The sequence below is a fragment of the Bradyrhizobium niftali genome (assembly GCF_004571025.1).
In the GTDB taxonomy this organism is placed as follows: Bacteria; Pseudomonadota; Alphaproteobacteria; order Rhizobiales; family Xanthobacteraceae; genus Bradyrhizobium; species Bradyrhizobium niftali.
In genome coordinates, this window is record NZ_SPQT01000011.1 from 116,544 (window position 1) to 139,553 (window position 23,010).

Below are 23,010 nucleotides of genomic sequence, written 5' to 3' on the forward strand. Positions count from 1 at the left end.
TCGGTCATTGCGAGCGCAGCGAAGCAATCCAGAATCTTTCCGCGGAGTCAGCCTGGATTGCTTCGCTCCGCTCGCAATGACGATGTTGATGCAGGCTCGCCACAATATCAGTCGTCATGCCCGGGCTTGTCCCGGGTGTCCACGTCTATCCCGCGCGCAGAGAGCGCGGATGGCCGGGTCGAGCCCGGCCATGACGAGTGTGCCCCAAGCGAGCCCCGCGCATTGCTGCTCGACCGCCTAATCCCCCGCCTTCAGGCGGTACCCGATCCCCGTCTCCGTCAGCACATATTGCGGACGTTCCGGATCGGCTTCGATCTTCTGGCGAAGCTGGCGGACATAGACGCGCAGATATTGCGCGTCGGTCAGCTCGTCCCAGAGCTCCTTGAGCAGGAAGCGGTGGGTCAGCACTTTGCCGGCGTGCTGGACCAGCACGCGCAGGAGATCGTACTCCTTCGGCGACAACTTCACCTCGCGCTCGCCGACCTTGACGATGCGGCGGACGAGATCAACGGAGAGGTCGCCGGTGCGAAACACCGGGCGCTCGCCCTGGACCTGGAGCTGGTGCCGCAGCGCGGCGCGAAGACGCGCCAGCAGCTCGTCCATGCCGAACGGCTTGGTCAGGTAGTCGTCAGCGCCGAGATCGAGCGCCTGCACCTTGCCGGCCTCGTCGCCCCGGCTCGACAGCACCACGATCGGGACGGCTTCGTTGCGGGCCCGGATGGTGCGGAGCAGCTCGTGGCCCTGGATGTCGGGCAGGCCGAGATCGAGGATGATCAATGCAGGCTCCTCGGTGAGCTTTTCCAGCGCAATCTTGCCGTTCGACGCTTCCAGGATCTCATAGCCCTGCGTCGTCAACCCCATCCGCAGCAATTTGCGGATCGGGGGTTCGTCGTCGATGACCAGAACCTTGATCGGGGCGGCACTCATGCGGCGGTATCCAATGCGTGGGTCTGTGCCGGAACGGGCAGACGGATGGTGAGGACCGCGCCGCTCCGGTCGCTGCGGTTGGCGGCCGAGATCGTGCCGTGCATTGCCTCGACGAAACCACGGGAAATGGCGAGCCCGAGCCCGGTGCCGGGACGGACGTGATCGCCCTTCTGCACGCGATAGAACTTGTCGAACACGCTCTCGACCTCGTCCGGCGGAATACCGCTCCCCTCGTCGGCGATCTGGAGCACCACTTGATCTCGCTCGCGCTGGCTCTTGATGGAGATCGTCGTCTCTGCCGGCGAATACTTCGCGGCGTTGTCGAGCAGGTTGAACAGCACCTGCTCGAACAGCACGGCGTCGAGCTGGAGCATCGGCAGATCGGCGGCCAGCACCAGCTCAATCTTGTGCGCGGTCAGGATCTTGGCTGCCCGCCGGAGCGCGCTGCCGACGATCTCGCCGAGATCGTGCAGCGCCGTGTTGGGCACGATGGCGCCGGATTCGAGTTTCGTCATGTCGAGCAGATTGGCGATGAAACGGTTGAGCCGCTCGGATTCGTCGATCACGGTCGCCAGCAGGTCGCGCTTCTCGGTGTCGGACAGCGCGCCGGCAAGATCGCGCATGGTGGAGGCCGCCCCCAACACGGAGGCGAGCGGCGTCTTCAAATCATGCGAGATCGAGGTCAGCAGCGCCGAGCGCAGCCGCTCGGATTCGACGGTGCGCTTGACGCGGTCCATGTCCTCGACCAGCAGCACGCGCTCGATCGCGAGAGCGCCCTGGTCAACCAGCGCATCCAGCAGCCGGCGCTGGTCCGGCGTCAGCAGCGGGCCGGTACGGTCGTTGTCGATGCCGATCACCCCGATCGGGCCGCGTCCGGTGCGCATCGGCAGGAACAGCCGTTTCGCACCCGGCAGCGTATCGGAGCCGCGGCCGGCCGGGCGATCATTGCTCCAGGCCCAGTTCGCGGCGGCAAGGTCCGCCTGATCGAGCTGGTCCTCCGGCGGATAGCCGGACTTCACCGTGAGCAGCCCGTCCTCCGGCAACAACAGCACCACGCGAACCTTCAGCATCAGCGCGATCTGATAGGCGGTCGCCCACAAGACATCGTCGAGCGTGGCCGTGCCGGCGAGCTTGCGGCTGAACGCATAAAGCTGCTCGGTGGTCCTGATGCGGCCGATCGCGGTGTCGGCCTGTGTGCGCACGCGCGCGGCGACGTTTGAGACGATCATCGCCACCAGCATGAACAGGACAAAGGCGGCGACGTTGGTCGGATCGGTGATCGTGAAGGTGTAGATCGGCGGCAGGAAGAAGAAATTATAGGACAGCGACGCTGCGACCGTGGCAAGCAGCGACGGCCAGAGGCCATAGCGGACCGCGACCGCCACCACCGCCGTGAGCAGCACGAGGTCCACGTTCTCGATGCCGAACCGGGGCTGGATCAGTTCGGCTGCGCCGAGACCGATCAGCACGATGCCGAGCGATTTCAGATAGGGCAGCGGGTTGAACGGCTCCGTCCGCGCCGCGGTCTGCACCGCGGTCTTGGGCACCGCCTCGCCCGGCACATCGTCGCCGGCGATGACATGAACCGTGATGTTGCCGGCACGGCGCACCAGGTCATGCACGACGGAGCCGCGCGTGATCTCGAACCAGCGCGAGCGCGTCGACTTGCCGATCACGATCTGGGTGACGTTGTTGCCTTGTGCGAAATTGACGACGTCGTCGGCGATGCGGCGGCCGACGGCAGGAATCGTCAACGCCTCGCCGCCCAGCGATTCCGCCAGCCGCAGCGTGTCCGCGAGCCGGTCGCGCTCCTCGTCGGAAAGCTGGAGCGAGCGCCGGGTCTCGATCGAGACTGCGGTGAATGGCGCGTGCAGCCGGTCGGCCAGCCGCTTGGTATAACGCACGAGGCCAGCGGCGCGCGGGTCCTCGCTGACGCAGACGAGAATTCGCTCGCCCGCGGCCCAGGGGCCGGCGATGGCGTTCGCCTGCATGTGGGTGAGGAGCTGCTCGTCGACCCGCTCGGCCGTCCGCCGCAGCGCGAGTTCGCGCAACGCGGTGAGATTGCCCGGCGAGAAGTAGTGTTCCAGCGCCCGCTCGGCCTGCTTCGGGACGTAGACCTTGCCCTCCCTCAGCCGCTGGATCAGATCGTCGGGCGTGAGGTCGATCAGCTCGATCGCATCGGCGCGGTCGAAGATCGAATCCGGCACCGTCTCGCGCACCCGGACATGGGTGATCTGGGCGACGACGTCGTTCAGGCTCTCGATGTGCTGGATGTTGACCGCAGTATAGACGTCGATGCCGTGGGAGAGCAGCTCTTCGACGTCGAGATAGCGCTTGGGATGGCGGCTGCCGGCGGCGTTGGTGTGCGCGAGCTCGTCGACCAGCGCGATTTGCGGCCGTCGTGCGATCACGGCGTCGAGGTCCATCTCCTCGATCGTCTGGCCGCGGTAGTCGAGCCTCTTGCGCGGGACCACTTCGAGCCCCCGCACCAGCGCCTCGGTCTCGGCGCGGCCATGGGTCTCGACGAACCCGACCACGACGTCGATGCCGGCCTTGCGCTTGGCATGGGCGCTCTGAAGCATCTCGTAGGTCTTGCCGACGCCGGGGGCGGCGCCGACGAAGATCTTCAGCTTGCCGCTCGCGCTCTCCTCCCGGCGCGCTGTTTCCAGCAGCGCCTCGGGGGACGGACGTTGTTCGGGATCGCGGCGCTGCTGAATCATCAGGCCAATATAATCATCCTGATATTCCCGGCCTAGAGCGCTACTTCGCGGACGCACGATCCAGAGCGAGGTTCAGGGCAAGAACGTTAACCCGGGGTTCGCCGAGGAGGCCGAGCAGACGGCCCTGGGTGTTGGAGGCAACAAGCTGCCTGAGCTGGTCCTCCGATATTTTCCGCGCCTTGGCCACGCGGGGCACCTGGAACTGCGCCGCTTCCGGGGAAATGTCGGGGTCAAGGCCGCTGGCCGAGGTGGTGACGAGGTCGACCGGCACCGCCGCGTTCGGATTCTCGCCCTTAAGCTTGTCCACGTCCTCCTTGAGCCGGTCGGCCAGCGCCTTGCTGGTCGGGCCGAGGTTGGAGCCGCCCGAGTTGGCGGCGTTGTAGGGCGCAGACACCGTCTTGGTCGAATCATTCGGGTCCGGCGCCAGCGTCGCCGACGGGCGGCCGTGGAAGTACTTGTCGTCCTTGAACTCCTGCCCGATCAGGGCGGAGCCGACCATCTTGCCATCCTTCTCGATCAGGCTGCCCTGCGCCTGCGCGGGGAAGATCGCACCGGCAATGGCGGTCATCGCGAGCGGATAGGCCAGGCCCGTGATGGCGGTGAGCACCAGCAGAAGCACGATGGCGGGGCGGATTTCTCTGAGCATATGTTTCTCCTATTTCTTTCGTCATTGCGAGCGAAGCGAAGCAATCCAGACGCTAGACCCTCACCCTGAGGAGCCGCGCTTGCGCGGCGTCTCGAAGGGCGAGGCCACCAGCCGGGCCTTCATCCTTCGAGACGCGCGTTCCGCGCTCCTCAGGATGAGGGACTGGCAGTCCCGACCGCCTCGTCACTTGCGTTGACATTTCAAGCCAGGTGTAAAGCGACGACGACGAGGTCGATCGCCTTGATGCCGATGAAGGGAATGACGATGCCGCCAAGGCCGTAAATCAGCAGGTTGCGACGAAGCAATGCGCCGGCCCCGACTGCACGATAGGCAACGCCCTTCAGCGCAAGCGGGATCAGCGCGATGATGATCAACGCGTTGAAGATGATCGCCGACAGGATGGCGCTCTGCGGGCTCGACAGGTTCATGACGTTGAGCACGTTGAGCTGCGGGTAGAACGCCAAAAACATCGCCGGGATGATCGCAAAGTATTTTGCGACGTCATTGGCGATCGAGAAGGTCGTCAGCGCGCCGCGCGTCATCAGGAGCTGCTTGCCGATCTCGACCACCTCGATCAGCTTGGTCGGGTTGGAGTCGAGGTCGACCATGTTGCCGGCCTCGCGGGCCGCCTGGGTGCCGGTGTTCATGGCGACGCCGACATCGGCCTGCGCAAGCGCCGGCGCGTCATTGGTGCCGTCGCCGCACATGGCGACCAGTTTGCCCTTGGCCTGCTCGTCGCGGATCAGCTTGAGCTTGTCCTCGGGGGTTGCCTGCGCCAGGAAGTCGTCGACGCCGGCCTCCGCCGCGATCGCCGCCGCCGTCATCGGGTTGTCGCCGGTGATCATGATGGTGCGGATGCCCATGCGGCGCAGCTCGGCAAAGCGCTCGCGGATGCCGCCCTTGACGATGTCCTTGAGCTGGATGACGCCGAGCAGCTTGCCGTCCCTGGCAACCGCAAGCGGAGTACCGCCTGCCTTGGCAATGTCGTCCGCAATGGTCTGGACCTCGCGTCCGAGATCCGACAGCGCCGCCGGCTGGATGGCCCGTGCGGTATTGCCGGAAGCGACCGCCAGCGGCGCACCGCCGCCGACATAGTTGAGCATGGCATCGACCGCGCCCTTGCGCACCGACGAGCCGCCGGCATCGACGCCGCTCATGCGGGTCTGCGCCGTGAACGGAATGAAGGTGGCTCCCAGCTCGGCCATGTCGCGGCCGCGGATGCCGTATTTCTCCTTCGCCAGCACGACGATGGAACGGCCTTCCGGGGTCTCGTCGGCGAGCGAGGCGAGCTGGGCTGCGTCGGCCAGCTCCTGCTCGGTCACGCCGCGCACCGGACGGAACGCCGTGGCCTGGCGATTGCCGAGCGTGATCGTTCCGGTCTTGTCGAGCAGCAGCGTGTCGACGTCGCCGGCCGCCTCGACGGCGCGACCGGACATCGCCAGCACGTTGAAGCGCACCAGGCGGTCCATGCCCGCAATGCCGATCGCCGACAGCAGTGCACCGATCGTGGTCGGGATCAGCGTCACGAACAGCGCGACCAGCACGATCACCGAGATCGAGCCGCCGGCATAGGCCGCATAGCTCGGAATGGTGACGGTGGCGAACACGAAGATGATGGTGAGGCCGGCAAGCAGGATGTTGAGCGCGATCTCGTTCGGAGTCTTCTGCCGCTCGGCGCCCTCGACCAGCTTGATCATGCGATCGATGAAGGTCGAGCCCTGGGCTGCCGTGATACGGACGCGGATCCAGTCGGACAGCACCTGCGTGCCGCCGGTGACCGCCGAGCGGTCGCCGCCGGACTCGCGAATGACGGGCGCGGATTCGCCGGTGATGGCGGCCTCGTTGACGGAGGCAACGCCCTCGATCACCTCGCCGTCCGAGGGAATGGTGTCCCCCGCTTCGACCAGCACGATGTCGCCGACCTTCAGGCTCGTGCCCGGCACGAGTTTGAAGGCCTGGCCAGCGCCGGTGAGCAGCTTGGCCTGACTCTCGGTGCGGGTCTTGCGCAGCGACTCGGCCTGCGCCTTGCCGCGGCCTTCGGCCACCGCTTCGGCGAGATTGGCGAACAGCACCGTGAACCAGAGCCAGAGGATGATCTGGAAGGTGAAGCCGAGGTTCTCCCCGCCGGTGACGAGGTCGCGCAGGAAGATCACCGTGGTGAGCGCGGCCACGATCTCGACCACGAACATCACCGGGTTCTTGATCATCAGTCGCGGATCGAGCTTGGTGAAGGCAGCGCCGATGGCGGGCACCACGATCTTCGGATCCAGCATCGCCGAAACCGGCATGCGTTTGTTGGACTTAAGGACAGGTTCCATGGACGTAACTCCGAAAGGGCTCGATCAGAAGACGTTGCCGGCGTTCATCGCGAGGTGCTCGACGATCGGGCCGAGTGCGAGTGCCGGGAAGAAGGTCAGGCCGCCGATGATCAGGATCACGCCGACGACCAGGCCGACGAACAGCCCGCCCGTGGTCGGGAAGGTGCCCGCCGACGGCGGGATCGATTTCTTGGAGGCCAGCGAGCCAGCAATTGCCATCGCCGGAACGATCATGAAGAAGCGGCCCACGAACATCGCGCTTGCGAGCGTGAGGTTGTAGAAGAACGTGTTGCCGGTGAGGCCCGCAAACGCCGAGCCGTTGTTGCCGGTCGCCGACGTGAAGGCGTAGAGCACCTCGGTGAAGCCGTGCGGGCCGGCATTCGCCATCGAGGCAACCGCCGCCGGATAGACCACGCCGACCGCGGTCCAGCCGAGATACATCAGCGGCAGCACCAGGATCGCGAGCATCGCCATTTTCACTTCGCGCGCCTCGATCTTCTTGCCGACATATTCCGGCGTGCGGCCGACCATCAGGCCCGCGACGAAGATCGCGAGCACGACGAACAGCAGCATGCCGTAGAGGCCGGCGCCGACGCCGCCGATGATGATCTCACCGAGCTGCATGTTGATCAGCGGGATCATGCCGCCAAGCGCGGTGAAGCTGTCATGCATGGCATTGACGGCACCGCAGGAGGCGGCCGTCGTGATCACGGCGAACAGCGAGGACGCGACGATGCCGAAGCGGACCTCCTTGCCCTCCATGTTGCCGCCGGTCAGGCCGAGCGCATGCATGGTCGAGGTGCCGTTGGCTTCCGCCCAGTAGGTGACGGCGACGCCCGCGACGAACAGCACGCCCATCACGGCGAGGATCGCCCAGCCCTGGCGCTGGTTGCCGACCATGCGGCCGAACACGTTGGTGAGTGCGGCACCGAGCGCGAAGATCGACAGCATCTGCACGAAGTTCGACAGCGCGGTCGGGTTCTCGAAGGGATGCGCGGCGTTAGCGTTGAAGAAGCCGCCGCCATTGGTGCCGAGCATCTTGATCGCAACCTGCGAGGCGACCGGGCCGACCGCGATGGTCTGCTTGGCGCCCTCGAGCGTGGTGGCCTCGACATAGTCGCCGAGCGTCTGCGGCATGCCCTGCGAGATGAGGAACAGCGTGTAGACGACGCAGATCGGCAGCAGGACATAGAGCGTGCAGCGAGTGACATCGACCCAGAAATTGCCGATCGTGCGCACCGAGGCGCGCGAGAAGCCGCGGATCAGCGCCACCGCGAGCGCGATACCGGTTGCCGCCGACAGGAAGTTCTGGTGCGTCAGGCCGAGCATCTGCACGAGGTAAGATATTGTGCTCTCGCCGCCGTAGTTCTGCCAGTTGGTGTTGGTGATGAAGGAGATCGCGGTGTTGAAGGAGAGGTCTTCGGCGACCGCGCCCTGGCCTGCCGGATTGAAGGGCAGGATCGCCTGCAATCGCATCACGCCGTAAATGATGAGGAAGCCGCCGACATGGAACAGCAGCATGGAGACCGTATAGGTCAGCCAATGCTGCTCGCGCCTCTCGTCGACGCCGGAGAACCAGTAGATGCCGGCCTCGATCGGGCGCAGCACCGGCGACAGGAACGTTCGCTCCCCGTTGAACACGCGCGTCATGTACCAGCCGAGCGGCTTGGTCAGCGCGACGATTATGACGCAGAAAAGAATGATCTGGAGCCAACCGATCACAGTCATGGCATTAATCCTTCAGGCATTGTGTCCGGCGCAAGAGCGGCAGGAGCAGCGCAAGCAGGCCGGCGACGAGCACGGCGTCGGCCAGCAGCAATTCGACAAGCAGCAGCACGGGTCAGAACCGCTCGGGCCGCAGCAGCGCGTAGGTGAGATACATCAGCAGGCCGAACGAAACGGCACCGGCGAGCGTATAATCGAAGATCATGGTCCGCTCCATCAAAGCCGTTCGCAGGCGTAGGTGTAGCCGATCGCAAGCGCGAAGAAGCCGAAGCCCAGCGCCAGCATCAGAATGTCCATCATGGGAATTCTCCTCGTTGCGCTCTGTCTCTGAGGCAACCATGTCTCTGTTTCCGGCAGGCAGCTGCGATGGATCAAGCACAACGCATGTCCCGCAGCGCCCGGCCGGAACTTTCACCGCGCTGAAGTGCCACTCGGGACATAGGTTTTCGAGATGAGGGCTATGGCAAAGTTATAGGAATCTCATAAAGAGGCGGCGGCGTACGGCGCGGCCCAGCATCAGCCGTCGTCCCGGCCAAGCGCTGCGCTCGGCAGCGCGTAGCGCTGTCCCGAAGCAAAGCGCAGATCCGGGACCCATAGCCACAAGGAGTGGTTTGGCGATGACTCGTGGTTACTGGCTTGGCGCCACAACTTCTTCCTTGGGGTATGGGTTCGCCGGGACGACGAGTCGAGAAATTGGCGCGGCCCGTGCACCTCATTGATCGCGGCACTTATGAAATCCCTATATCTCCTGCCCCCTCCTCATCTCGTTTTCAAATGCCGCTTTGGCCATCTTGGAGACGCCGGCCGACTGACCGACGCCAACTCCGGGAGGCCTGACATGACCGCTGCTCTTCGATGCTATGACCCGCCCTCGCTCTGCGAGCGCTTGCGCAATGCGCATGCGATGACACGCCCGGTGATGCTCGATATCATCGACAAGGCCTGCCGGCGCTTCCCCTCCCTCGGACAGAGCGAGCGTAGCGCACGCGTCATGCGCCTCGTCGATGCCGAAGCCTGGGCCGATGCCGCGCTGGCGTTGATGGAGCTCGAGCTGCCGCTGTGGCAGGTCCGCCGCATAGCCTATGACGAAGGCGAATGGTACTGCGCCCTCTCGCGCGAACGGGAATTGCCGGACTGGCTCGACGCCGCTGTCGAAGCCCGCCACGCCGACCTTGCGCTCGCCCTGCTGTCGGCCTTCGTCGAGGTGCAGGCATTGGCCGCGGATAAGTCGCGGCCCAGCGTTCCCTCGGTTCGCCCGGCCCCGGACCCGCTCTACGAACCGGTCGGCTGCGATAATTTCGGCTAGGATGCCAAACGAGGTTTGGCCTTGTCGCAATCTCCGGACGTACCGCGCTCGCTGAGCCCGACACGGGTGATGGCTCGATTTGCCGTCCGCGTCGCGCTGCTCGCCACCTTTGCCGCATTCGGCAGCGTCGGTTTTGGCCGCAGCCTCGCCGCCCTGCTCTGGATGTCCATTGTCTTGTGCGCGCTCGCCGGCCTCGTCAGGCGCGAACCGCTGTTCGGCACTGTCCTCAATCATTGGGACGAAGCTGTCGCCTTCGGCGCGCTGTTCGCGCTGGTCCACATTGCCAACGATGTGACCTGAGCGGTCGGCTTTATGACCTTCCTATGAGATCGCCGCGCACCCGCCCTCGAAATCATATTCGCGAGACAGGATATTGAGCGCGCAGGCAGGGACAAACATCCCGCGCCGGCGTCGTTCAGAAGGAATACATCCGTGAAATTCGTCGAACCTCCCTCGTGCAGCTCGCCCTCCACCATCGTCTTCATCGGCAGGAACAGTCGCGGCCAGTGGATCGCGCAGGAGCAGAACGGCCTCTATGGCGGCCTGTTCGTCAGCCGCGCCCAGGCCATCAAATATGCGCTGTTCGAAAACGGACAGCATCCCGAGACCATCGTCGAATTGCCGCGCGAGATCGAGCTCGACATGGGCCAGAGCCCCAGCCGCAATAACGCACGCCGCGCCGCCTGAGCTGGCGCATGCAGGCGAAAAGCCATGTTCACTCCCCCCTCAGCCTGGTTCACCGGCTTCATCCCGGACATGCCGACCCCGTTCGATGCCGCTGATTCGATCGACCTCAAGGCGTTCGCCGCACTCTGCGAGAGGCAGGTCGCGGCCGGCGTTCCCGCGCTCGTGGTCTGCGAGACGGCCGGCGAGGCGCCAACGCTCTCGCCGGCCGAGCAGGAGCTCGTCATTCGCACCGCCGTCGACGTTGTCCGCGGTCGCGTGCGGGTCATCGCAGGCGCGATGTCGAATGCGACCGGCCAGGCCATCGAGCTTGCGCGACGCGCGGAGGCAGCCGGCGCCGATGCCGTGATGGCGGTGGTGCCGGCCTACAACAAGCCAATGCAGGAGGGGATGCTCGCGCATTTCCGGGCCATCGCCGGTGCGACCGGCTTGCCCGTGATCCTGCACGATATTCCCTCCCGCACGCTGCGCCCGCTCGCCGACGAGACGCTGGTGCGTCTCGTCGAATCCCGACAATTCGTGGGCCTGCGCGATGCCAGCTGCGACATCACCCGTCCGATGCGCCTCGCCCGGCTGCTCCCGGCTGGCTTTCGCCTGCTCTCCGGCGACGACGTCACCGCCTTCGGCTACATCGCGAGCGGCGGCGACGGCGCGATCTCCGAGGTCGCCAACATCGCGCCGGATCTCTGCCGCACGATCTTTTCGCAGGTCAGGCAGGGCCGCCTGCAATCGGCGCGCTACCTGCACAAGCGCCTCATTCCGCTCATCGCCTGCCTCTCCAAGGACAGCCCGGCAGCGCTCAAGAACGGCTTGGGCGTGCTGGGCCTGATGTCGCCGGCCACAAGATTGCCGATCGTGCCGCTGGACGCCGCGGCGCAGCGGGAGATGGTGCGAGCCTTCGCGGCGATCGCCGACGAGGAACTGATCGACGGCGTCGGCGCCTGACGCGTCGCGAAGCCGTCCAGAAATCGCATGCTGCAATCAGTCGAAGACCATCACAGGCTGCTCTGCGCCTGGCAGCTGGCAGTGCTGCGCTTTGCGGTGACGCTGAGTGATTCCGACAGGCTCAATGTCGCGGCTCTCGCAACCGAACTTGATCGTCTCGGCGGCCGGCGCAGCGGCGAGGACCCCCTGCACTTCTTCCGGCGAACCAGCTCGCGGCTCTGCGCGGCCATCGGCGGCCAGCAACAAGATGCGGAGGCGATCTTAGACTGCTTCTGCAAGCAGATCGACCAACCGCGGCTGCGGCTCGCCTTCGCCGCCGCGGTCGGGCTTGCGCGGCCAAAGCCTGCCCGGTCCAAACCTCGACCGAAACGCAGCCCTGATCTCTTCAGAGGATTGCCGGTACGACCGGCGTCTTTATGACATTCCTATGCGACGGCCTCGGCGCTCATCTCGCAATCCTACGGAGCGATGACCATCATGGGAGGTAGATTGGAGCGGCCCCAGCACCGCACCACAGACAAGGACTTCCAAGATGTCGATGCTGACACATAGCTTTGACCGGCCCTTTGATGGAACCGAACGGCTGCGGATCTCGAAGGAGCGCAAGGCCCAGCTCAAGCGCGTCGCCCTTGGCGCGCTGACTCTGCTTTCGATGGGCAGCGCGCTCACCGGCCTCATCGCGCTGAAGACCGCGATCTATGTCTGGCACCTCCACGCCTGACCGGCGGGGCGGACATCATGACCCTGCAGATGTGTGAGGAGGCCGCCATGGCCGCAATCGCCCTTCAAGCCGTCCATCGCCGGCCGACATCGGCGTCCGGAAGCGTTCCTGCCACGGCACTCAGGCCGCTCGATCCGGACGTCCTCAGCGCCTCGATTCCGGCTTTCTTCATCGGTCGGAACAAGGCCGGGCTCTGGGTCGCGCGCGAGGCACGCGGACGCGTCGGCGGCCTGTTCCTGTTCAAGAGTTCGGCGGTGGATTTCGCCAACCGTGAGAGCGCGCCGACGCGGTGCGCGCTGGTGTTTCCTGCCGAGACCTTCGAGCTCGACATCGAGAACCGCGGCAATCCCCTGATCGTGCTGGTGGAAGGAGCCAAGCGGCTTCTTTCGCGCGTCGTAGCGAGGCGGCGGACATGATCGAGTTCAAGATCGCGATCCTGGTTGCGTTGATGAGTGCATTGCTGCTCGGCATGCGCATCGGCGCTGCGCCCGCCCCGGACAAATAGCGTGCAGCTCCTCAAGGGAAATCTCGAGCACGCGGTCACCACGACGATCCTGACCATGACGCTGAGCCTGGTCTGGGGCGCGATCCTGACGATCGTGATCACGCTCGTCGCGCGGGGGCTCGGCGTCTAGCCCTCACCTCTCCGCTTCCGCCTCGATCAGGCGCGCCAGTTCCGCCGCGGTGACCTCGATCGGCCGGCCGCTGAGCGTGAATTGACCATGGCTGCCTGCGAGGCAAGCAGCCGTGCCCGCAAGGAGGTCGCGATGCCGGCTTGAGGCCAGGTATCCCGCGGAAAATACCCGGCCGATCTGGCGCAATTTCACGGAACCGTGTAGATCGGTTTCATGAGCACAAGCAGCGTCAATGTCGTCGCCCACCCTCTGGTCCAGCACAAGCTCTCCCTGATGCGGGAGAAGGACCGCTCGACCAAGAGCTTTCGCGAGATTCTGAACGAGATCGGGATGCTGCTCGGCTACGAGGTAACGCGCGACCTGCCGCTGGAGCTGGTCGAGATCGAGACGCCGATCGCATCGATGCAGGCGCCGAAGATCGCCGGCAAAAAGCTCACGCTGGCGCCGATCCTGCGCGCCGGCGTCGGCTTCCTCGACGGCATGCTGGCGCTGATGCCGTCGGCGCGCATCGCCCATATCGGGCTCTACCGCGACCCCGAAACATTGCAGGCCGTGGAATATTACTTCAAGGCACCGCAGGACCTGTCCGACCGCACCGTGATCCTGATGGACCCGATGCTGGCGACCGGCAACTCGGCCTGCGCCGGCGCGTCCCTGCTCAAGAACCGCGGCGCCCGCGACATCCGTTTCGTCTGCCTCCTGGCCGCGCCCGAGGGCATCGCGCAGTTCCAGAGCGAACATCCCGACGTGCCGATCTGGACCGCTGCGATCGACGAGCGGCTCAACGATCACGGCTATATCGTGCCGGGCCTGGGCGATGCTGGCGACCGGATGTTCGGCACCAAGTAGACAGTTTTGCGCGATCGGGTTACTCCGGGGCGCATGAGCCCCAGAGATTTTTCCCTGCAATCGCTGACCCGGATCGAGACCTTCGCCGATCCCGCCTTCGTGTTCGACGGCACACCGGTCTCGCGCGCGGAATTCTCGGAGAAGATCGAGCAGACCGCCGCCTGGCTTGCGGCCCAAGGCGTAAGCAAGGGCGACGTCGTCGCGGTCTGGCTGGTCAACCGGATCGAATGGGTCGCGCTGCTGTTTGCCGCCGCCCGCCTCGGCGCGATCGTTGCCGCGGTCAATACGCGCTACCGTAGCGCGGAGGTCGCCCATCTGCTCCGCTTGTCCGGTGCGAAGCTGATGGTGGTCGAGGCCGCGTTCCGCTCGATCGACTTTGCCGCCATCCTCGCCGATATCGCCAAGGATGAGGTGCCCGCGCTGCGACAGCTTGCGGTGGTCGGCGCGAATGCGATCCCGGCGCACTGGCCCTGTGTACGGTTCGATGCGTTCGACAAGTCCTATCCGCCGGCCCCGCCCGCCCAGGATGACGTCGACCTGCCGGTGCTGCTCTACACCACGTCAGGCACGACCAGGGGGCCAAAGCTGGTCGCGCATTCGCAGCGAACGCTGGCCGCGCACGCCGCCTCCATCGCCGCAGCGCTCAAGCTCTCGCCGCAACGTCATGCGCTGCTGGCCATGCTGCCGTTCTGCGGCACCTTCGGCATGACGAGCCTGCTCGGCTTCATCGCAGCGGGCGCGACCATTCACGTGCTCGACGCCTTCGAAGCCGCGCCGGCGCTGAAGATCCTCGGCGACCATGAGATCACGCACGCCTTCGGCTCCGACGAGATGTTTCGCCGCATCCTCGCCCTCACCGACCTGGCCCATCCCTTCCCCCGTGCCGAGGTGTTCGGCTTCGCCGCGTTCCAGCCCGGCTGGCGCGAGCTTGCCGCGGAGGCCGAAGCGCGCGGCATGCCGCTCTACGGCCTCTACGGTTCGAGCGAGGTGCAAGCCCTGTTCTCGATCGGCCGCGCAAGCGACGCCTTCACCGACCGGATCGAGGGCGGCGGCTGGCCGATGTCGCCGCAAGCCAAGGTCCGCGTGCGCGACACCGAGACCGACGAACTCGCGGCCCCCGGCGTCTCCGGCGAGATCGAGATCAGTGCACCGTCACGCTTCCTCGGCTACTTCAACAATCCCGACGCGACGCGCGATGCGATCACCGCGGACGGCTTCTTCCGCACCGGCGATATCGGCCGTCTGCGCGGCGACGGCTCCTTCGTCTACGAGACCCGCGCCGGCGACGCCATGCGGCTCGGTGGCTTCCTTGTCGCGCCCGGCGAGATCGAGGACGAGCTCAAGGCCTGCACAGGTGTTGCCGATGCCCAGGTCGTCGCGGTCGATCTGAAGGGAAACGCCCGCTGCGTCGCCTTCGTGATTCCAGCCGGTACGCCGCTTCGGCAGGAGGCGCTGACCACGCGCTTGCGCGAGCGCTTGGCTAGTTACAAGGTCCCGGCGCGGATCTATGTCGTGGACGCCTTCCCCGTCACCGACAGCGCCAATGGCGTGAAAATCCAGCGCGCAAGACTCCGCGCCATGGCGATGGACCGGATCGCTGCCGAACAGGCTCCGCCTCGTTAAGATAGCTCGCGAGATTCATGCTGAGCAATCCAGGGCATCGCCGAATAGGACGCGGTGAGCTGCGCCTGGTAGGTCGAGAGCTGCGCGGTGACGTCGACGCCAGGAGTGTCATCCGACAGCGTCGCGGCAAATGGCCCTCGCTTCAGCCTAGTACGACTTCGCCAGCCCCAGCACCTTTTCCGCGATGAAGCTGAGCGCAAGCTGCGGGCTGACCGGCGCGATGCGCGGGATCAGGACTTCACGCAGATAACGCTCGACGTGGAACTCCTTGGCGTAGCCGAAACCGCCATGGGTCATCACGGCCTGCTCGCAGGCCGAGAAGCCGGCCTCGCCCGCCAGATACTTTGCAGCATTGGCCGCAGCGCCGCAGGGCATGCCCTTGTCGTATTGCCAGGCTGCCGACATCACCATCAGCCAGGCCGCCTCGAGCTCGACCCAGTTCACCGCGAGCGGATGCTGGATGCCTTGATTCTTGCCGATCGGGCGATTGAAGACGACGCGGGTCTTGGCGTATTCGGTCGCGCGCGCCAGCGCGAGCTTGCCGAGGCCGACCGCTTCCGCCGCGATCAGGATGCGCTCGGGATTCATGCCCTCGAGGATGTACTGGAAGCCCTTCCCCTCTTCGCCGATGCGGTCCTCCATCGGGATCTCGAAATCCTCGAAGAACAGCTCGTTGGAATCGACGACCTTGCGGCCCATCTTCTCGATCTCGTGGACCTTGATCTTCTTGCGGTCGAAGTCGGTGTAGAACAGGCTGAGGCCGTGGGTGGGCGAGCGCACCTCCTCAAGCGGCGTGGTGCGCGCGAGCAGCAGGATCTTGTGCGCGACCTGCGCCGTCGAAATCCACACCTTCTGGCCGTTGACGATATAGCGGTCGTTCTTCGCCACCGCGCGGGTCTTGAGCTGGGTGGTGTTGAGGCCTGTGTTGGGCTCGGTGACGGCGAAGCATGCTTTCTCCCGGCCCTCGACCATCGGGGGCAGCATGCGCTTGCGCTGCTCCTCGGTGCCGAACACGACGACGGGATTGAGCCCGAACACGTTGATGTGCACCGCGGAGGCGCCCGACATGCCGGCGCCGGATTCGGCGATGGTGCGCATCATGATGGCGGCTTCGGTGATGCCGAGCCCCGAGCCGCCATAGGCCTCCGGCACACAGATGCCGAGCCAGCCGGCGTCGGCCAGCGCCTTGTGGAAATCGTGCGGGAAGCCGCCGTCGTGGTCCTTCTTCAGCCAGTAGGCATCGGGAAAGTCCTCACAGATCTTGGCGATGGCGTCGCGAATGGCTTCCTGCTGATCGGTGAGCGCGAAATCCATGTCGTTGATCTCCTTAGCTGGCGGCGCGATCGTGCCGACCTCGGCCGTAACGATCTTGATCACGCCGGACCAGATCTGGTCGAAGCACGCGAGAGCGATTCATAGGTGTCCGGCACGGCCACGCGGGCCGGCGCGGCGTTGAGCGCGCGCAGCCTCAGCGGCTTTGCCGATCTGCTGGTGCGGATAACAGGTGAGCTTCTTGTTCAATTCGTCTCTCCCTGACGTGTGGCAAAGCAGGCGCCACAGCTTTGGCAGCTGGATCCTCGCACCCATTTCCCGCTTGAGCTAAACGTACATATATGTGAATTTATCTGTCAAGGTTATGAATAATGTATGGGAACGACGAGTTCGCCACCGCATGGCGATGATGCACAAAAGGCCGGTCTGATGCGTTCGATGCTGTTCGTGCCAGGGGATTCCCCGCGCAAATTCGAGAAGGCGAGCGAAGGCAAGGCCGACGCGCTGATCATCGATCTCGAGGATTCCGTCGTCACCGAGAAGAAGGCGGAGGCGCGCGGGTTGACGCTCGCGATGCTGAAGGCGCGCAGCAAGCCGCATCAGCTCTATGTCCGCGTCAACGCGCTCGAGACCGGCATGACGCTCGCCGATCTCGCCGCGGTGATGCCGGGCAGGCCCGACGGCATTGTGTTTCCGAAATCGCAAGGCGGCGACGACGTGCGGCAGATCGCGACCTGGCTCGAAGCATTGGAAGCTGCGGCCGGCATCACGGTCGGCGCAACCCGCATCGTCTGCGTCGCGACGGAGACCGCCGGCTCGATCTTCGGGCTGGGCAGCTACAAGGGCTGCTCCCCTCGCCTCGCCGGCCTGATGTGGGGCGCGGAGGATCTTTCCGCCTCTTTGGGTGCCACGGAGAAGTCCTCGGGCGGCGTGTTCCATAGTCCCTATCGCCTCGCGCGCGATCTCTGCCTGATGGCAGCCGCCGCGGCCGAGGTCGCGCCGATCGACACCGTCTACACCGACATCGACAATTTGGCCGGCCTCGAGCAGGAAACGCGTGCCGCACGGCGCGACGGGTTTTCGGCGAAGGCGCTGATTCACCCCAAGCATGTCGATGTCGTCAACGCGGCGTTCGAGCCGACGGAAGCCGAGCGTATCTGGGCGGAGAAGGTGATCGCGGCGTTCGCGAGCAATCCCGATTCCGGCACGCTGCGCCTCGACGGCCAGATGATCGACAAGCCGCATCTTCGCGCGGCGAAGAAGATCCTCGGCCAGCCGTAGATCAAGGGCAACGCGTCGCCACAGACGGGACCGGGTCATGATCGTTCGCCAAGCCGCAAACGTCCTGGAGATCATGGAATTCTTCGCGCAAGTGAGGAAGCCGGCGACGCTTGCGGAGATCGCCGATCATTTCGGCTGGCCGCGCTCGTCGACCTTCAACCTGCTCGCGACGCTGTCGGAGAAGGGCTATCTCTATGAGCCGCGGCCGCGCGCCGGCTTCTATCCGACCCCGCGCTGGCTGGCGATGGCGCGGATGATCTCGGAGGTCGAGCCGCTGCCGCCATGGACGCACACATTGATTTCCGACCTCTCGGCCGAGACCGGTGAGACTGCGTCGATCGTGGCGCCTGCGGGCGTGATGGCGGTATTCATCGACGTCGTCGAGTCCCAGGCCGCGATCCGCTATTTCGCCACCATCGGTCATCGCGTGCCGATCCACGCGACCGCGAGCGGCCGCGCGCTGCTGCTGCAATATTCGCAGGAGGAGCGCGACTCCGTCTATCGCAAGATCGAGTTCAAGCAGTACGGCCCGTCGACGCCGATCAGCATCGAGGCGGTGGAAGCCGAGCTGCGCATCTCGATCGAGCGCGGCTACTGCCAGAGCTTCGGCGATTACAGCCGCGACCTCGCGGGCGCTGCGATTCCACTGCCGATCGGCGACCGCAGGCTTTCCGTCGTCGTCGCAGGGCCGGAGTTCCGGATCGGGCCGAAAGTCGCCGACGTGGCCGCGCTGATCGCGCGGACGGTCGATCGGCTGCGGCCGAAGACCACCGCGGCCTGAAGCCGAAGCTTCATTCGAATCCCTGAATGGGCGGCGCCGAAGTCTGCGCCGGCGCAGCCGGAGCCGCTTCAACAGGCTGCGCCGCAGGCGCGGCCTGAGCCGGCGGATTGCCGGCAGCTCGCATTTGGCCGTTGGCATTCATCGCCTCACGTGCGCGCGGCGGAGCACCGGTGGCGGCTGCGCGATACGCCTCGCGGCGCGGCGGCTGCCGATGCCTCGCCGAGCGTGAATCTCTCACGCCCCAGGACCGGGCGATCGCAGGTCCGGCGGTATAACCGATCGCCGCGCCTGCGACGGCACCGATCGGCCCCAGCACGACCGCGCCTGAGACGGCTCCCAGCGCCGCAGCACCGGCGCGCTCTTGCGCGGCGGCGCTTGCAGGCACGCCAGCCAGCAGCACGACGGCAGTGATCAAAGCTTTGTTCATCGGAGCGCCTCCCTCATGGGAGATCACTCTTACTGAAATATGGCTGCAGGACGTTTGTTCGTTGCCGAACACGGGGCAATCGCCGATGGAACTCCGGCGATTCAAAGGCCTCGCCTTCAAACCGCGGTTCCAGCGGAGGTCGCGCGGCGCAACTACGGCGCGACCTTGTCGCTGGTAACCCCTCACCCGGATTGCATCTGACGGTGCAATCCGGCCTCTCCCCGCATGCGGGGAGAGGCGAAGACAATCAGACGATCTTGATCGACATGTCCGGCAAGCCTTCGAGCTTGCACAGCAGCACGTCGCCCTTCACCACTGGACCGACATTTTCCGGCGTGCCGGAATAGATGATGTCGCCGGCCTTCAACTCGAACGCTTCCGAGAGCTTTGCGATCTGCTCGGCGACGCTCCAGATCATCTTGCTGAGATCCGAGCTCTGCTTCACGGTGCCGTTGATTGCGAGCGAGATCGCGCCCTTCTCGAAATGGCCGGTCTTGCTCACGGGGTGGATCGGGCCGATCACCGCGGCGTGGTCAAAACTCTTGCCGATCTCCCAGGGCTTCTTCTCCGCGGCCATGCCGTTCTGGAGATCGCGCCGGGTCATGTCGAGGCCGAGCGCGTAGCCATAGACGTGGTCGAGCGCCTTCTCGGCCGGGATATTGGTGCCGCCGGATTTCAGCGCGGCAACCAGCTCGACCTCGTGATGATAATTCTTGGTCAGCGACGGATAGGGATGGTCGGCGACCTCGCCGACCGCGACGTTCTGGATCGCGTCCGTCGGCTTCTGGAAGAAGAACGGCGGCTCGCGGTTCGGATCCGAGCCGCGCTCGATCGCATGCGCCGCATAGTTGCGCCCGATGCAATAGATGCGGCGAACCTGGAATACTTGGGTCTCGCCGACGATCGGGATCGCGACCATCGGCACCGGGAAGATCGGCTTCGGTCCGGCCTGCGCTGCGGCCGGCGCGACCTCCGCGATGGAGGCGGCGGTGACTGCGGCGGCCGTTGCGAGCAGATCCCGGCGCGTGGTTTTTTTCATCCTTTGTGCTCCCTTTTGCTTCGCAGGTCGGCGTTCATGCGCAACGATCCGGCTGATTAGTCGATATTCAGTATGCCAGCAACGCTGGACGAGCGTGACGGGACATCGTCTTATTGATGAGACATAGTCGTGCGCGCCGCCTGAACCCCAAGCCGGCTGGCGCAATCTTCTAGCATGGAACTTGCATAAATTCTGGGCGACATGGACGCCGCATGAACCTCATCAGTCTCGATATCCGCATGCTCCGGTCGCTGATCTCCGTGGTCGAGACCGGCAGCATCACCGAGACCGCGCGACGGCTGGGCCGCACCCAGCCGGCGATCACCCTGCAATTGCAGCGGCTGGAGGAATTGACCGGCAAGCAGCTGTTCGAGCATGCCGGCCGCCGGCTGACGCTGACCGACGACGGCACAACGGTTCTCACCTACGCCAAATCCATCCTGAGGTTGCATGACGAATTGATTTCGCAGCTGGCGTCGCAGGAGATCGAAGGCCAGGTGGTGCTCGGCACGCCCGACCTCTATGCGGCGTTCATGCTGCCGTCGATCCTCAGCGTGTTCCGAAAGTCCTTCCCGCGTGTGCAGGTCGAGCTCAATTGCGCGCTGTCGACACCGCTGGTCGGGCTCGTCAAGCGCGGCGATGTCGACATTGCGCTGGTCACCCGCATGAACGATTTCACCGGCGGCCAGGTGGTGCGGCGCGAGCAACTGGTCTGGATGACGGGTGAGCAATCCGCCGCACACCAGGAACGCCCGATTCCGCTGGCGCTTTTGCCGCCAGGCAACATCTATCGCGACTACGCCATCGACACGCTGGAGCGCGCGAATTTGCGCTGGCGTATCGCCTGCGTCAGCGAAAGCGTCGGCGGCCTTCAGGCGGCAGCGTTCGCCGGCATGGCCGTCACCGTGCTCGGCCGCAGCGCGCTGGTGCCGGCAATGCGCGAGATCGGCCCCAACGAGGGCCTGCCGCCGCTGCCGAAGATCGAGCTGCTGCTCTACAAGTCGAGCGGCGCCACCTCGAAGGCGGCGACCGCCTTGCACGACTATCTCGCGCACTATCTGCGCCTCGACGAAGAGCTCAGCGGCCGCGGTGCGCCGATTGAGCTTTCCTGAAGTGTATCGCAGAGGTGGTCAAAAATACCCCGAAGCCGACCTCAACCGCATCCAATCCATCATGCGGCAGGACGGACGTTGCTCAGCGCCTGCGTTGACCTCCGCAAGTAGGCCCTAGTCCAGCAGCGGCTCGGTATGCTTTGATGCGTCGGGCGAGAACCGAGACGCAAAGGTGGCCCGATGTTCATAGTCATTCGAAAGTACACCAGGATTCGTTCGGTCGCGGATGCTGCCCGCCGCGCCAAAAGCGGCGTCGGTCAGATCCTGAGGGATTCGCGCGGCTTCAAATCTTATTATGTGCTGGATGGGGGCGGGGGCGTCGGTGTCGCCGTGATGGTATTCGAGGACCGCGAAAGCGCCAATGCGGCGAACGGCAAGGTGATGGAGTTCGTTCAAGCAAGCTTGCACGACCTTGATCTTGGGGATCCCGAAATCATCGCCGGAGAAGTTTTGGTGAACATAGAATCTGCTGCGTAGATGTTCGCATGGCTCCTCACGCCTTGACGTGCGCCAGGCTCTGCTCGCGGAGCGCCAGCTGAGGCCAGAACTTTGCCCAGGGCTGCGCCGCTTCGAACGCCGCCGCGATCTTGAAGATCGTGGGCTCGTCGAGCCACGGCGCCACGATCTGAAGGCCGATCGGCAGGCCATCGCGGTCGAAGCCGCAGGGCAGCGTCGCGGCCGGAAGCCCGGCGAGATTGATCGGCCAGGTGAAGGGCGACCAACCGAGATGCGGATCGACCTCGCTGCCGTCGATCGTGCCGACACCGATCTGGCCGGCCTCGAACGCGGTTACCGCGACTGTCGGTGTCACCAGCGCATCGATGCGCTCGAACAGCTTTACGAAAGCACCACGCGCCTGGCCACGACGGTAGCCGGCTTCGATATAGTCCGTGCCGCTGTAATGCCGGCCGGCGCTGACAACGTCGCGATAATCGGCTTCGGAGCTGGCAAGATCGGCCGTGGTCTTGGTCGCAACCGCAGCCGCCTGCTCGGTAAACGCGATCGGCTTCAGCGTGTGTTCCAGAATGTCGGGATCGAGGCCCGGACCATCCATGGTGACCTGCGCACCGCAGGAATCGAGAATGGCGATCGCCTTGTTGAACGCTGCGCGCACGTCGGGGCTGACCGCGGCATAGCCGAGATCGACGCTGGCGCCGATGCGAATGCCGTTCAACGGCGCGGCGTTGGTATCGAAGCGCCGCGGCGACACCGGCAGGCTCGCGGGGTCGCGCAGATCGTAAGCAGCGATGATCTCCAGCGTCAGCGCGGCATCCGCAACCGTGCGCGTGATCGGCCCGGTATGGGCGAGCGAGGCCCAGGACGGCGGTGAGAATCCGGGCGAACGCGGCACCAGGCCGAAGGTCGGCTTCAGACCGAACACACCGCAGAACGACGACGGCACGCGGATCGAACCGACGCCGTCGGTACCGATCGCGATCGGCCCACAGCCGGCGGCAACACCCGCCGCCGCGCCGCCGCTCGACCCACCGCTGGTGCGATCGAGGCGCCAGGGATTGCGTGTCGTACCAGTGACCGGACTGTCGGCCGTCAGCTTATAACCGGACTCGCAGGTCGTGGTCTTGCAGGTGATGATCGCGCCGGATGCCTTCAGCGCCGAGACCACGGCGGCATCGACCTCGGGCACGAACGCCTTGTTCATCGGCGAGCCGGCATAGGCCGGCACGCCTGCGACGAAGACGAGATCCTTGATCGTGACCGGTACACCAGCGAGCGCCCCCTTGGCCTCTCCCGCACGCATCTCCCTGGTGAGACGGTCAGCATCCGCCCTCGCCTGCTCGTACATCGGCGTCACCACCGCGTTGCAGGCTTCGCTCGTCGCTTGAAGCGCGGCGATGGTGTCGTCGACGACATCGCGCGGTGTGAACGCCCTGCGCCGGTAGCCGGCCATGATCTCGGTTGCAGAAAGCGCGCCGAGGCCAGTCGGCGCCGGCGGGAAGGCCGTTCGGCCGGAACCATCAGTCATCATCAACCCTAAGAA

Annotated in this window: 25 protein-coding genes and 1 pseudogene; 14 read left to right on the top strand and 12 right to left on the bottom strand. The window is 65.3% G+C overall.

Annotated features, from left to right (window positions below):
* Nucleotides 1-237: 237 nt before the first annotated feature.
* The 6 genes from E4K65_RS20265 to E4K65_RS20290 form a co-directional block, all read right to left on the bottom strand.
* Nucleotides 238-927 (bottom strand): response regulator, encoded by a 690-nt coding sequence (locus tag E4K65_RS20265; protein ID WP_135175669.1) that lies wholly within the window; start codon nucleotides 925-927, stop codon nucleotides 238-240.
* Nucleotides 924-3,647 (bottom strand): sensor histidine kinase, encoded by a 2,724-nt coding sequence (locus E4K65_RS20270; RefSeq protein ID WP_135175670.1) that lies wholly within the window; start codon nucleotides 3,645-3,647, stop codon nucleotides 924-926. Before E4K65_RS20270 ends, E4K65_RS20265 begins: the two co-directional genes overlap by 4 nt.
* Before the next feature lie 40 nt (nucleotides 3,648-3,687).
* Nucleotides 3,688-4,293, bottom strand: a complete 606-nt coding sequence (locus E4K65_RS20275) for a K(+)-transporting ATPase subunit C (RefSeq protein WP_135175671.1) — start codon at nucleotides 4,291-4,293, stop codon at nucleotides 3,688-3,690.
* Between the two features lie 200 nt (nucleotides 4,294-4,493).
* Entirely contained in the window at nucleotides 4,494-6,611 is a 2,118-nt protein-coding gene (gene kdpB / locus E4K65_RS20280) for a potassium-transporting ATPase subunit KdpB (protein ID WP_135175672.1), read from the bottom strand.
* 24 nt (nucleotides 6,612-6,635) lie between these two features.
* Nucleotides 6,636-8,339 (bottom strand): potassium-transporting ATPase subunit KdpA, encoded by a 1,704-nt coding sequence (kdpA, locus tag E4K65_RS20285; RefSeq protein ID WP_135175673.1) that lies wholly within the window; start codon nucleotides 8,337-8,339, stop codon nucleotides 6,636-6,638.
* Nucleotides 8,340-8,451: 112 nt separating this feature from the next.
* Nucleotides 8,452-8,541 (bottom strand): K(+)-transporting ATPase subunit F, encoded by a 90-nt coding sequence (locus tag E4K65_RS20290; protein ID WP_135175674.1) that lies wholly within the window; start codon nucleotides 8,539-8,541, stop codon nucleotides 8,452-8,454.
* Between the two features lie 633 nt (nucleotides 8,542-9,174).
* Between E4K65_RS20290 and E4K65_RS20295 the strand changes: the two genes are divergently transcribed.
* The 8 genes from E4K65_RS20295 (at nucleotide 9,175) to E4K65_RS49510 (ending at nucleotide 12,627) form a co-directional block, all read left to right on the top strand.
* Nucleotides 9,175-9,642, top strand: a complete 468-nt coding sequence (locus E4K65_RS20295) for a hypothetical protein (protein WP_167770969.1) — start codon at nucleotides 9,175-9,177, stop codon at nucleotides 9,640-9,642.
* Between the two features lie 69 nt (nucleotides 9,643-9,711).
* Nucleotides 9,712-9,942: a hypothetical protein gene (locus E4K65_RS20300; protein ID WP_135175676.1), complete on the top strand. Its 231-nt coding sequence runs from the start codon at nucleotides 9,712-9,714 to the stop codon at nucleotides 9,940-9,942.
* Between the two features lie 132 nt (nucleotides 9,943-10,074).
* The gene (locus E4K65_RS20305; RefSeq protein WP_167770971.1) at nucleotides 10,075-10,329 is read left to right on the top strand and encodes a hypothetical protein; all 255 of its coding nucleotides are present in this window, start codon (nucleotides 10,075-10,077) and stop codon (nucleotides 10,327-10,329) included.
* Nucleotides 10,330-10,353: 24 nt separating this feature from the next.
* Entirely contained in the window at nucleotides 10,354-11,271 is a 918-nt protein-coding gene (gene dapA / locus E4K65_RS20310; RefSeq protein ID WP_135175678.1) for a 4-hydroxy-tetrahydrodipicolinate synthase, read from the top strand.
* Nucleotides 11,272-11,352: 81 nt separating this feature from the next.
* A complete protein-coding gene (locus E4K65_RS20315) occupies nucleotides 11,353-11,691 on the top strand; it encodes a hypothetical protein (protein ID WP_235885688.1) in 339 nt (112 codons plus the stop codon).
* 112 nt (nucleotides 11,692-11,803) lie between these two features.
* Nucleotides 11,804-11,992 (top strand): hypothetical protein, encoded by a 189-nt coding sequence (locus E4K65_RS20320; protein WP_135175680.1) that lies wholly within the window; start codon nucleotides 11,804-11,806, stop codon nucleotides 11,990-11,992.
* 17 nt (nucleotides 11,993-12,009) lie between these two features.
* Nucleotides 12,010-12,408, top strand: a complete 399-nt coding sequence (locus E4K65_RS20325) for a hypothetical protein (protein WP_135175681.1) — start codon at nucleotides 12,010-12,012, stop codon at nucleotides 12,406-12,408.
* A 90-nt stretch (nucleotides 12,409-12,498) separates the two neighbouring features.
* On the top strand, nucleotides 12,499-12,627 hold the full coding sequence (locus E4K65_RS49510; protein WP_256374891.1) for a hypothetical protein: 129 nt from the start codon (nucleotides 12,499-12,501) through the stop codon (nucleotides 12,625-12,627).
* 3 nt (nucleotides 12,628-12,630) lie between these two features.
* Here the strand turns inward: E4K65_RS49510 and E4K65_RS47360 are convergent, their stop codons facing one another.
* Nucleotides 12,631-12,819, bottom strand: coding sequence for a hypothetical protein (locus E4K65_RS47360; RefSeq protein WP_167770972.1), 189 nt, complete (start codon nucleotides 12,817-12,819; stop codon nucleotides 12,631-12,633).
* Nucleotides 12,820-12,840: 21 nt separating this feature from the next.
* Between E4K65_RS47360 and upp the strand changes: the two genes are divergently transcribed.
* On the top strand, nucleotides 12,841-13,476 hold the full coding sequence (upp, locus tag E4K65_RS20335; protein ID WP_027546924.1) for a uracil phosphoribosyltransferase: 636 nt from the start codon (nucleotides 12,841-12,843) through the stop codon (nucleotides 13,474-13,476).
* 33 nt (nucleotides 13,477-13,509) lie between these two features.
* Nucleotides 13,510-15,099 (top strand): AMP-binding protein, encoded by a 1,590-nt coding sequence (locus tag E4K65_RS20340; protein ID WP_135175682.1) that lies wholly within the window; start codon nucleotides 13,510-13,512, stop codon nucleotides 15,097-15,099.
* Here the strand turns inward: E4K65_RS20340 and flgL are convergent.
* Nucleotides 15,098-15,230: pseudogene (gene flgL, locus E4K65_RS48755) on the bottom strand (flagellin); the annotation flags it as partial. The gene E4K65_RS20340 and the pseudogene flgL overlap by 2 nt on opposite strands.
* A gap of 16 nt (nucleotides 15,231-15,246) precedes the next feature.
* Nucleotides 15,247-16,413, bottom strand: coding sequence for an acyl-CoA dehydrogenase family protein (locus E4K65_RS20350; protein ID WP_092184827.1), 1,167 nt, complete (start codon nucleotides 16,411-16,413; stop codon nucleotides 15,247-15,249).
* Between the two features lie 387 nt (nucleotides 16,414-16,800).
* On the opposite strand from E4K65_RS20350, the gene E4K65_RS20355 reads away from it, so the two are divergent.
* A complete protein-coding gene (locus tag E4K65_RS20355) occupies nucleotides 16,801-17,652 on the top strand; it encodes an HpcH/HpaI aldolase/citrate lyase family protein (RefSeq protein ID WP_135175773.1) in 852 nt (283 codons plus the stop codon).
* Between the two features lie 37 nt (nucleotides 17,653-17,689).
* On the top strand, nucleotides 17,690-18,433 hold the full coding sequence (locus tag E4K65_RS20360) for an IclR family transcriptional regulator (RefSeq protein ID WP_135175683.1): 744 nt from the start codon (nucleotides 17,690-17,692) through the stop codon (nucleotides 18,431-18,433).
* Nucleotides 18,434-18,443: 10 nt separating this feature from the next.
* Here E4K65_RS20360 and E4K65_RS20365 read toward each other — a convergent pair whose 3' ends face one another.
* Nucleotides 18,444-18,860 carry a hypothetical protein gene (locus E4K65_RS20365; RefSeq protein ID WP_167770973.1) on the bottom strand — a complete coding sequence of 139 codons (417 nt, stop codon included), beginning with the start codon at nucleotides 18,858-18,860 and terminating at the stop codon, nucleotides 18,444-18,446.
* Nucleotides 18,861-19,107: 247 nt separating this feature from the next.
* On the bottom strand, nucleotides 19,108-19,899 hold the full coding sequence (locus E4K65_RS20370; RefSeq protein WP_135175684.1) for a fumarylacetoacetate hydrolase family protein: 792 nt from the start codon (nucleotides 19,897-19,899) through the stop codon (nucleotides 19,108-19,110).
* 212 nt (nucleotides 19,900-20,111) lie between these two features.
* On the opposite strand from E4K65_RS20370, the gene E4K65_RS20375 reads away from it, so the two are divergent.
* Both E4K65_RS20375 and E4K65_RS20380 read left to right on the top strand, forming a co-directional pair.
* Nucleotides 20,112-21,011 carry a LysR substrate-binding domain-containing protein gene (locus E4K65_RS20375; RefSeq protein ID WP_027546931.1) on the top strand — a complete coding sequence of 300 codons (900 nt, stop codon included), beginning with the start codon at nucleotides 20,112-20,114 and terminating at the stop codon, nucleotides 21,009-21,011.
* A gap of 180 nt (nucleotides 21,012-21,191) precedes the next feature.
* The gene (locus E4K65_RS20380; protein ID WP_135175685.1) at nucleotides 21,192-21,488 is read left to right on the top strand and encodes a hypothetical protein; all 297 of its coding nucleotides are present in this window, start codon (nucleotides 21,192-21,194) and stop codon (nucleotides 21,486-21,488) included.
* Between the two features lie 16 nt (nucleotides 21,489-21,504).
* On the opposite strand, the gene E4K65_RS20385 is transcribed toward E4K65_RS20380, so the two are convergent.
* Nucleotides 21,505-22,995 (bottom strand): amidase, encoded by a 1,491-nt coding sequence (locus E4K65_RS20385; protein ID WP_135175686.1) that lies wholly within the window; start codon nucleotides 22,993-22,995, stop codon nucleotides 21,505-21,507.
* Nucleotides 22,996-23,010: the final 15 nt, after the last annotated feature.

Excerpts from the sequence above, each read along its gene's own strand:
- E4K65_RS20325 (WP_135175681.1), top strand. The coding sequence starts at position 12,010 with ATGACCCTGCAGATGTGTGAGGAGGCCGCCATGGCCGCAATCGCCCTT.
- E4K65_RS20340 (WP_135175682.1), top strand. The coding sequence starts at position 13,510 with ATGAGCCCCAGAGATTTTTCCCTGCAATCGCTGACCCGGATCGAGACC.
- E4K65_RS20365 (WP_167770973.1), bottom strand. The coding sequence starts at position 18,860 with ATGAACAAAGCTTTGATCACTGCCGTCGTGCTGCTGGCTGGCGTGCCT.
- E4K65_RS20275 (WP_135175671.1), bottom strand. The coding sequence starts at position 4,293 with ATGCTCAGAGAAATCCGCCCCGCCATCGTGCTTCTGCTGGTGCTCACC.
- E4K65_RS20320 (WP_135175680.1), top strand. The coding sequence starts at position 11,804 with ATGTCGATGCTGACACATAGCTTTGACCGGCCCTTTGATGGAACCGAA.
- E4K65_RS20350 (WP_092184827.1), bottom strand. The coding sequence starts at position 16,413 with ATGGATTTCGCGCTCACCGATCAGCAGGAAGCCATTCGCGACGCCATC.
- E4K65_RS20355 (WP_135175773.1), top strand. The coding sequence starts at position 16,801 with ATGCGTTCGATGCTGTTCGTGCCAGGGGATTCCCCGCGCAAATTCGAG.
- E4K65_RS20370 (WP_135175684.1), bottom strand. The coding sequence starts at position 19,899 with ATGAAAAAAACCACGCGCCGGGATCTGCTCGCAACGGCCGCCGCAGTC.
- E4K65_RS20380 (WP_135175685.1), top strand. The coding sequence starts at position 21,192 with ATGTTCATAGTCATTCGAAAGTACACCAGGATTCGTTCGGTCGCGGAT.
- E4K65_RS20295 (WP_167770969.1), top strand. The coding sequence starts at position 9,175 with ATGACCGCTGCTCTTCGATGCTATGACCCGCCCTCGCTCTGCGAGCGC.
- E4K65_RS20375 (WP_027546931.1), top strand. The coding sequence starts at position 20,112 with ATGAACCTCATCAGTCTCGATATCCGCATGCTCCGGTCGCTGATCTCC.
- E4K65_RS20270 (WP_135175670.1), bottom strand. The coding sequence starts at position 3,647 with ATGATTCAGCAGCGCCGCGATCCCGAACAACGTCCGTCCCCCGAGGCG.
- E4K65_RS20385 (WP_135175686.1), bottom strand. The coding sequence starts at position 22,995 with ATGACTGATGGTTCCGGCCGAACGGCCTTCCCGCCGGCGCCGACTGGC.
- dapA (WP_135175678.1), top strand. The coding sequence starts at position 10,354 with ATGTTCACTCCCCCCTCAGCCTGGTTCACCGGCTTCATCCCGGACATG.
- E4K65_RS20360 (WP_135175683.1), top strand. The coding sequence starts at position 17,690 with ATGATCGTTCGCCAAGCCGCAAACGTCCTGGAGATCATGGAATTCTTC.
- E4K65_RS20290 (WP_135175674.1), bottom strand. The coding sequence starts at position 8,541 with ATGATCTTCGATTATACGCTCGCCGGTGCCGTTTCGTTCGGCCTGCTG.
- E4K65_RS20300 (WP_135175676.1), top strand. The coding sequence starts at position 9,712 with ATGGCTCGATTTGCCGTCCGCGTCGCGCTGCTCGCCACCTTTGCCGCA.
- E4K65_RS20265 (WP_135175669.1), bottom strand. The coding sequence starts at position 927 with ATGAGTGCCGCCCCGATCAAGGTTCTGGTCATCGACGACGAACCCCCG.
- upp (WP_027546924.1), top strand. The coding sequence starts at position 12,841 with ATGAGCACAAGCAGCGTCAATGTCGTCGCCCACCCTCTGGTCCAGCAC.
- kdpA (WP_135175673.1), bottom strand. The coding sequence starts at position 8,339 with ATGACTGTGATCGGTTGGCTCCAGATCATTCTTTTCTGCGTCATAATC.
- kdpB (WP_135175672.1), bottom strand. The coding sequence starts at position 6,611 with ATGGAACCTGTCCTTAAGTCCAACAAACGCATGCCGGTTTCGGCGATG.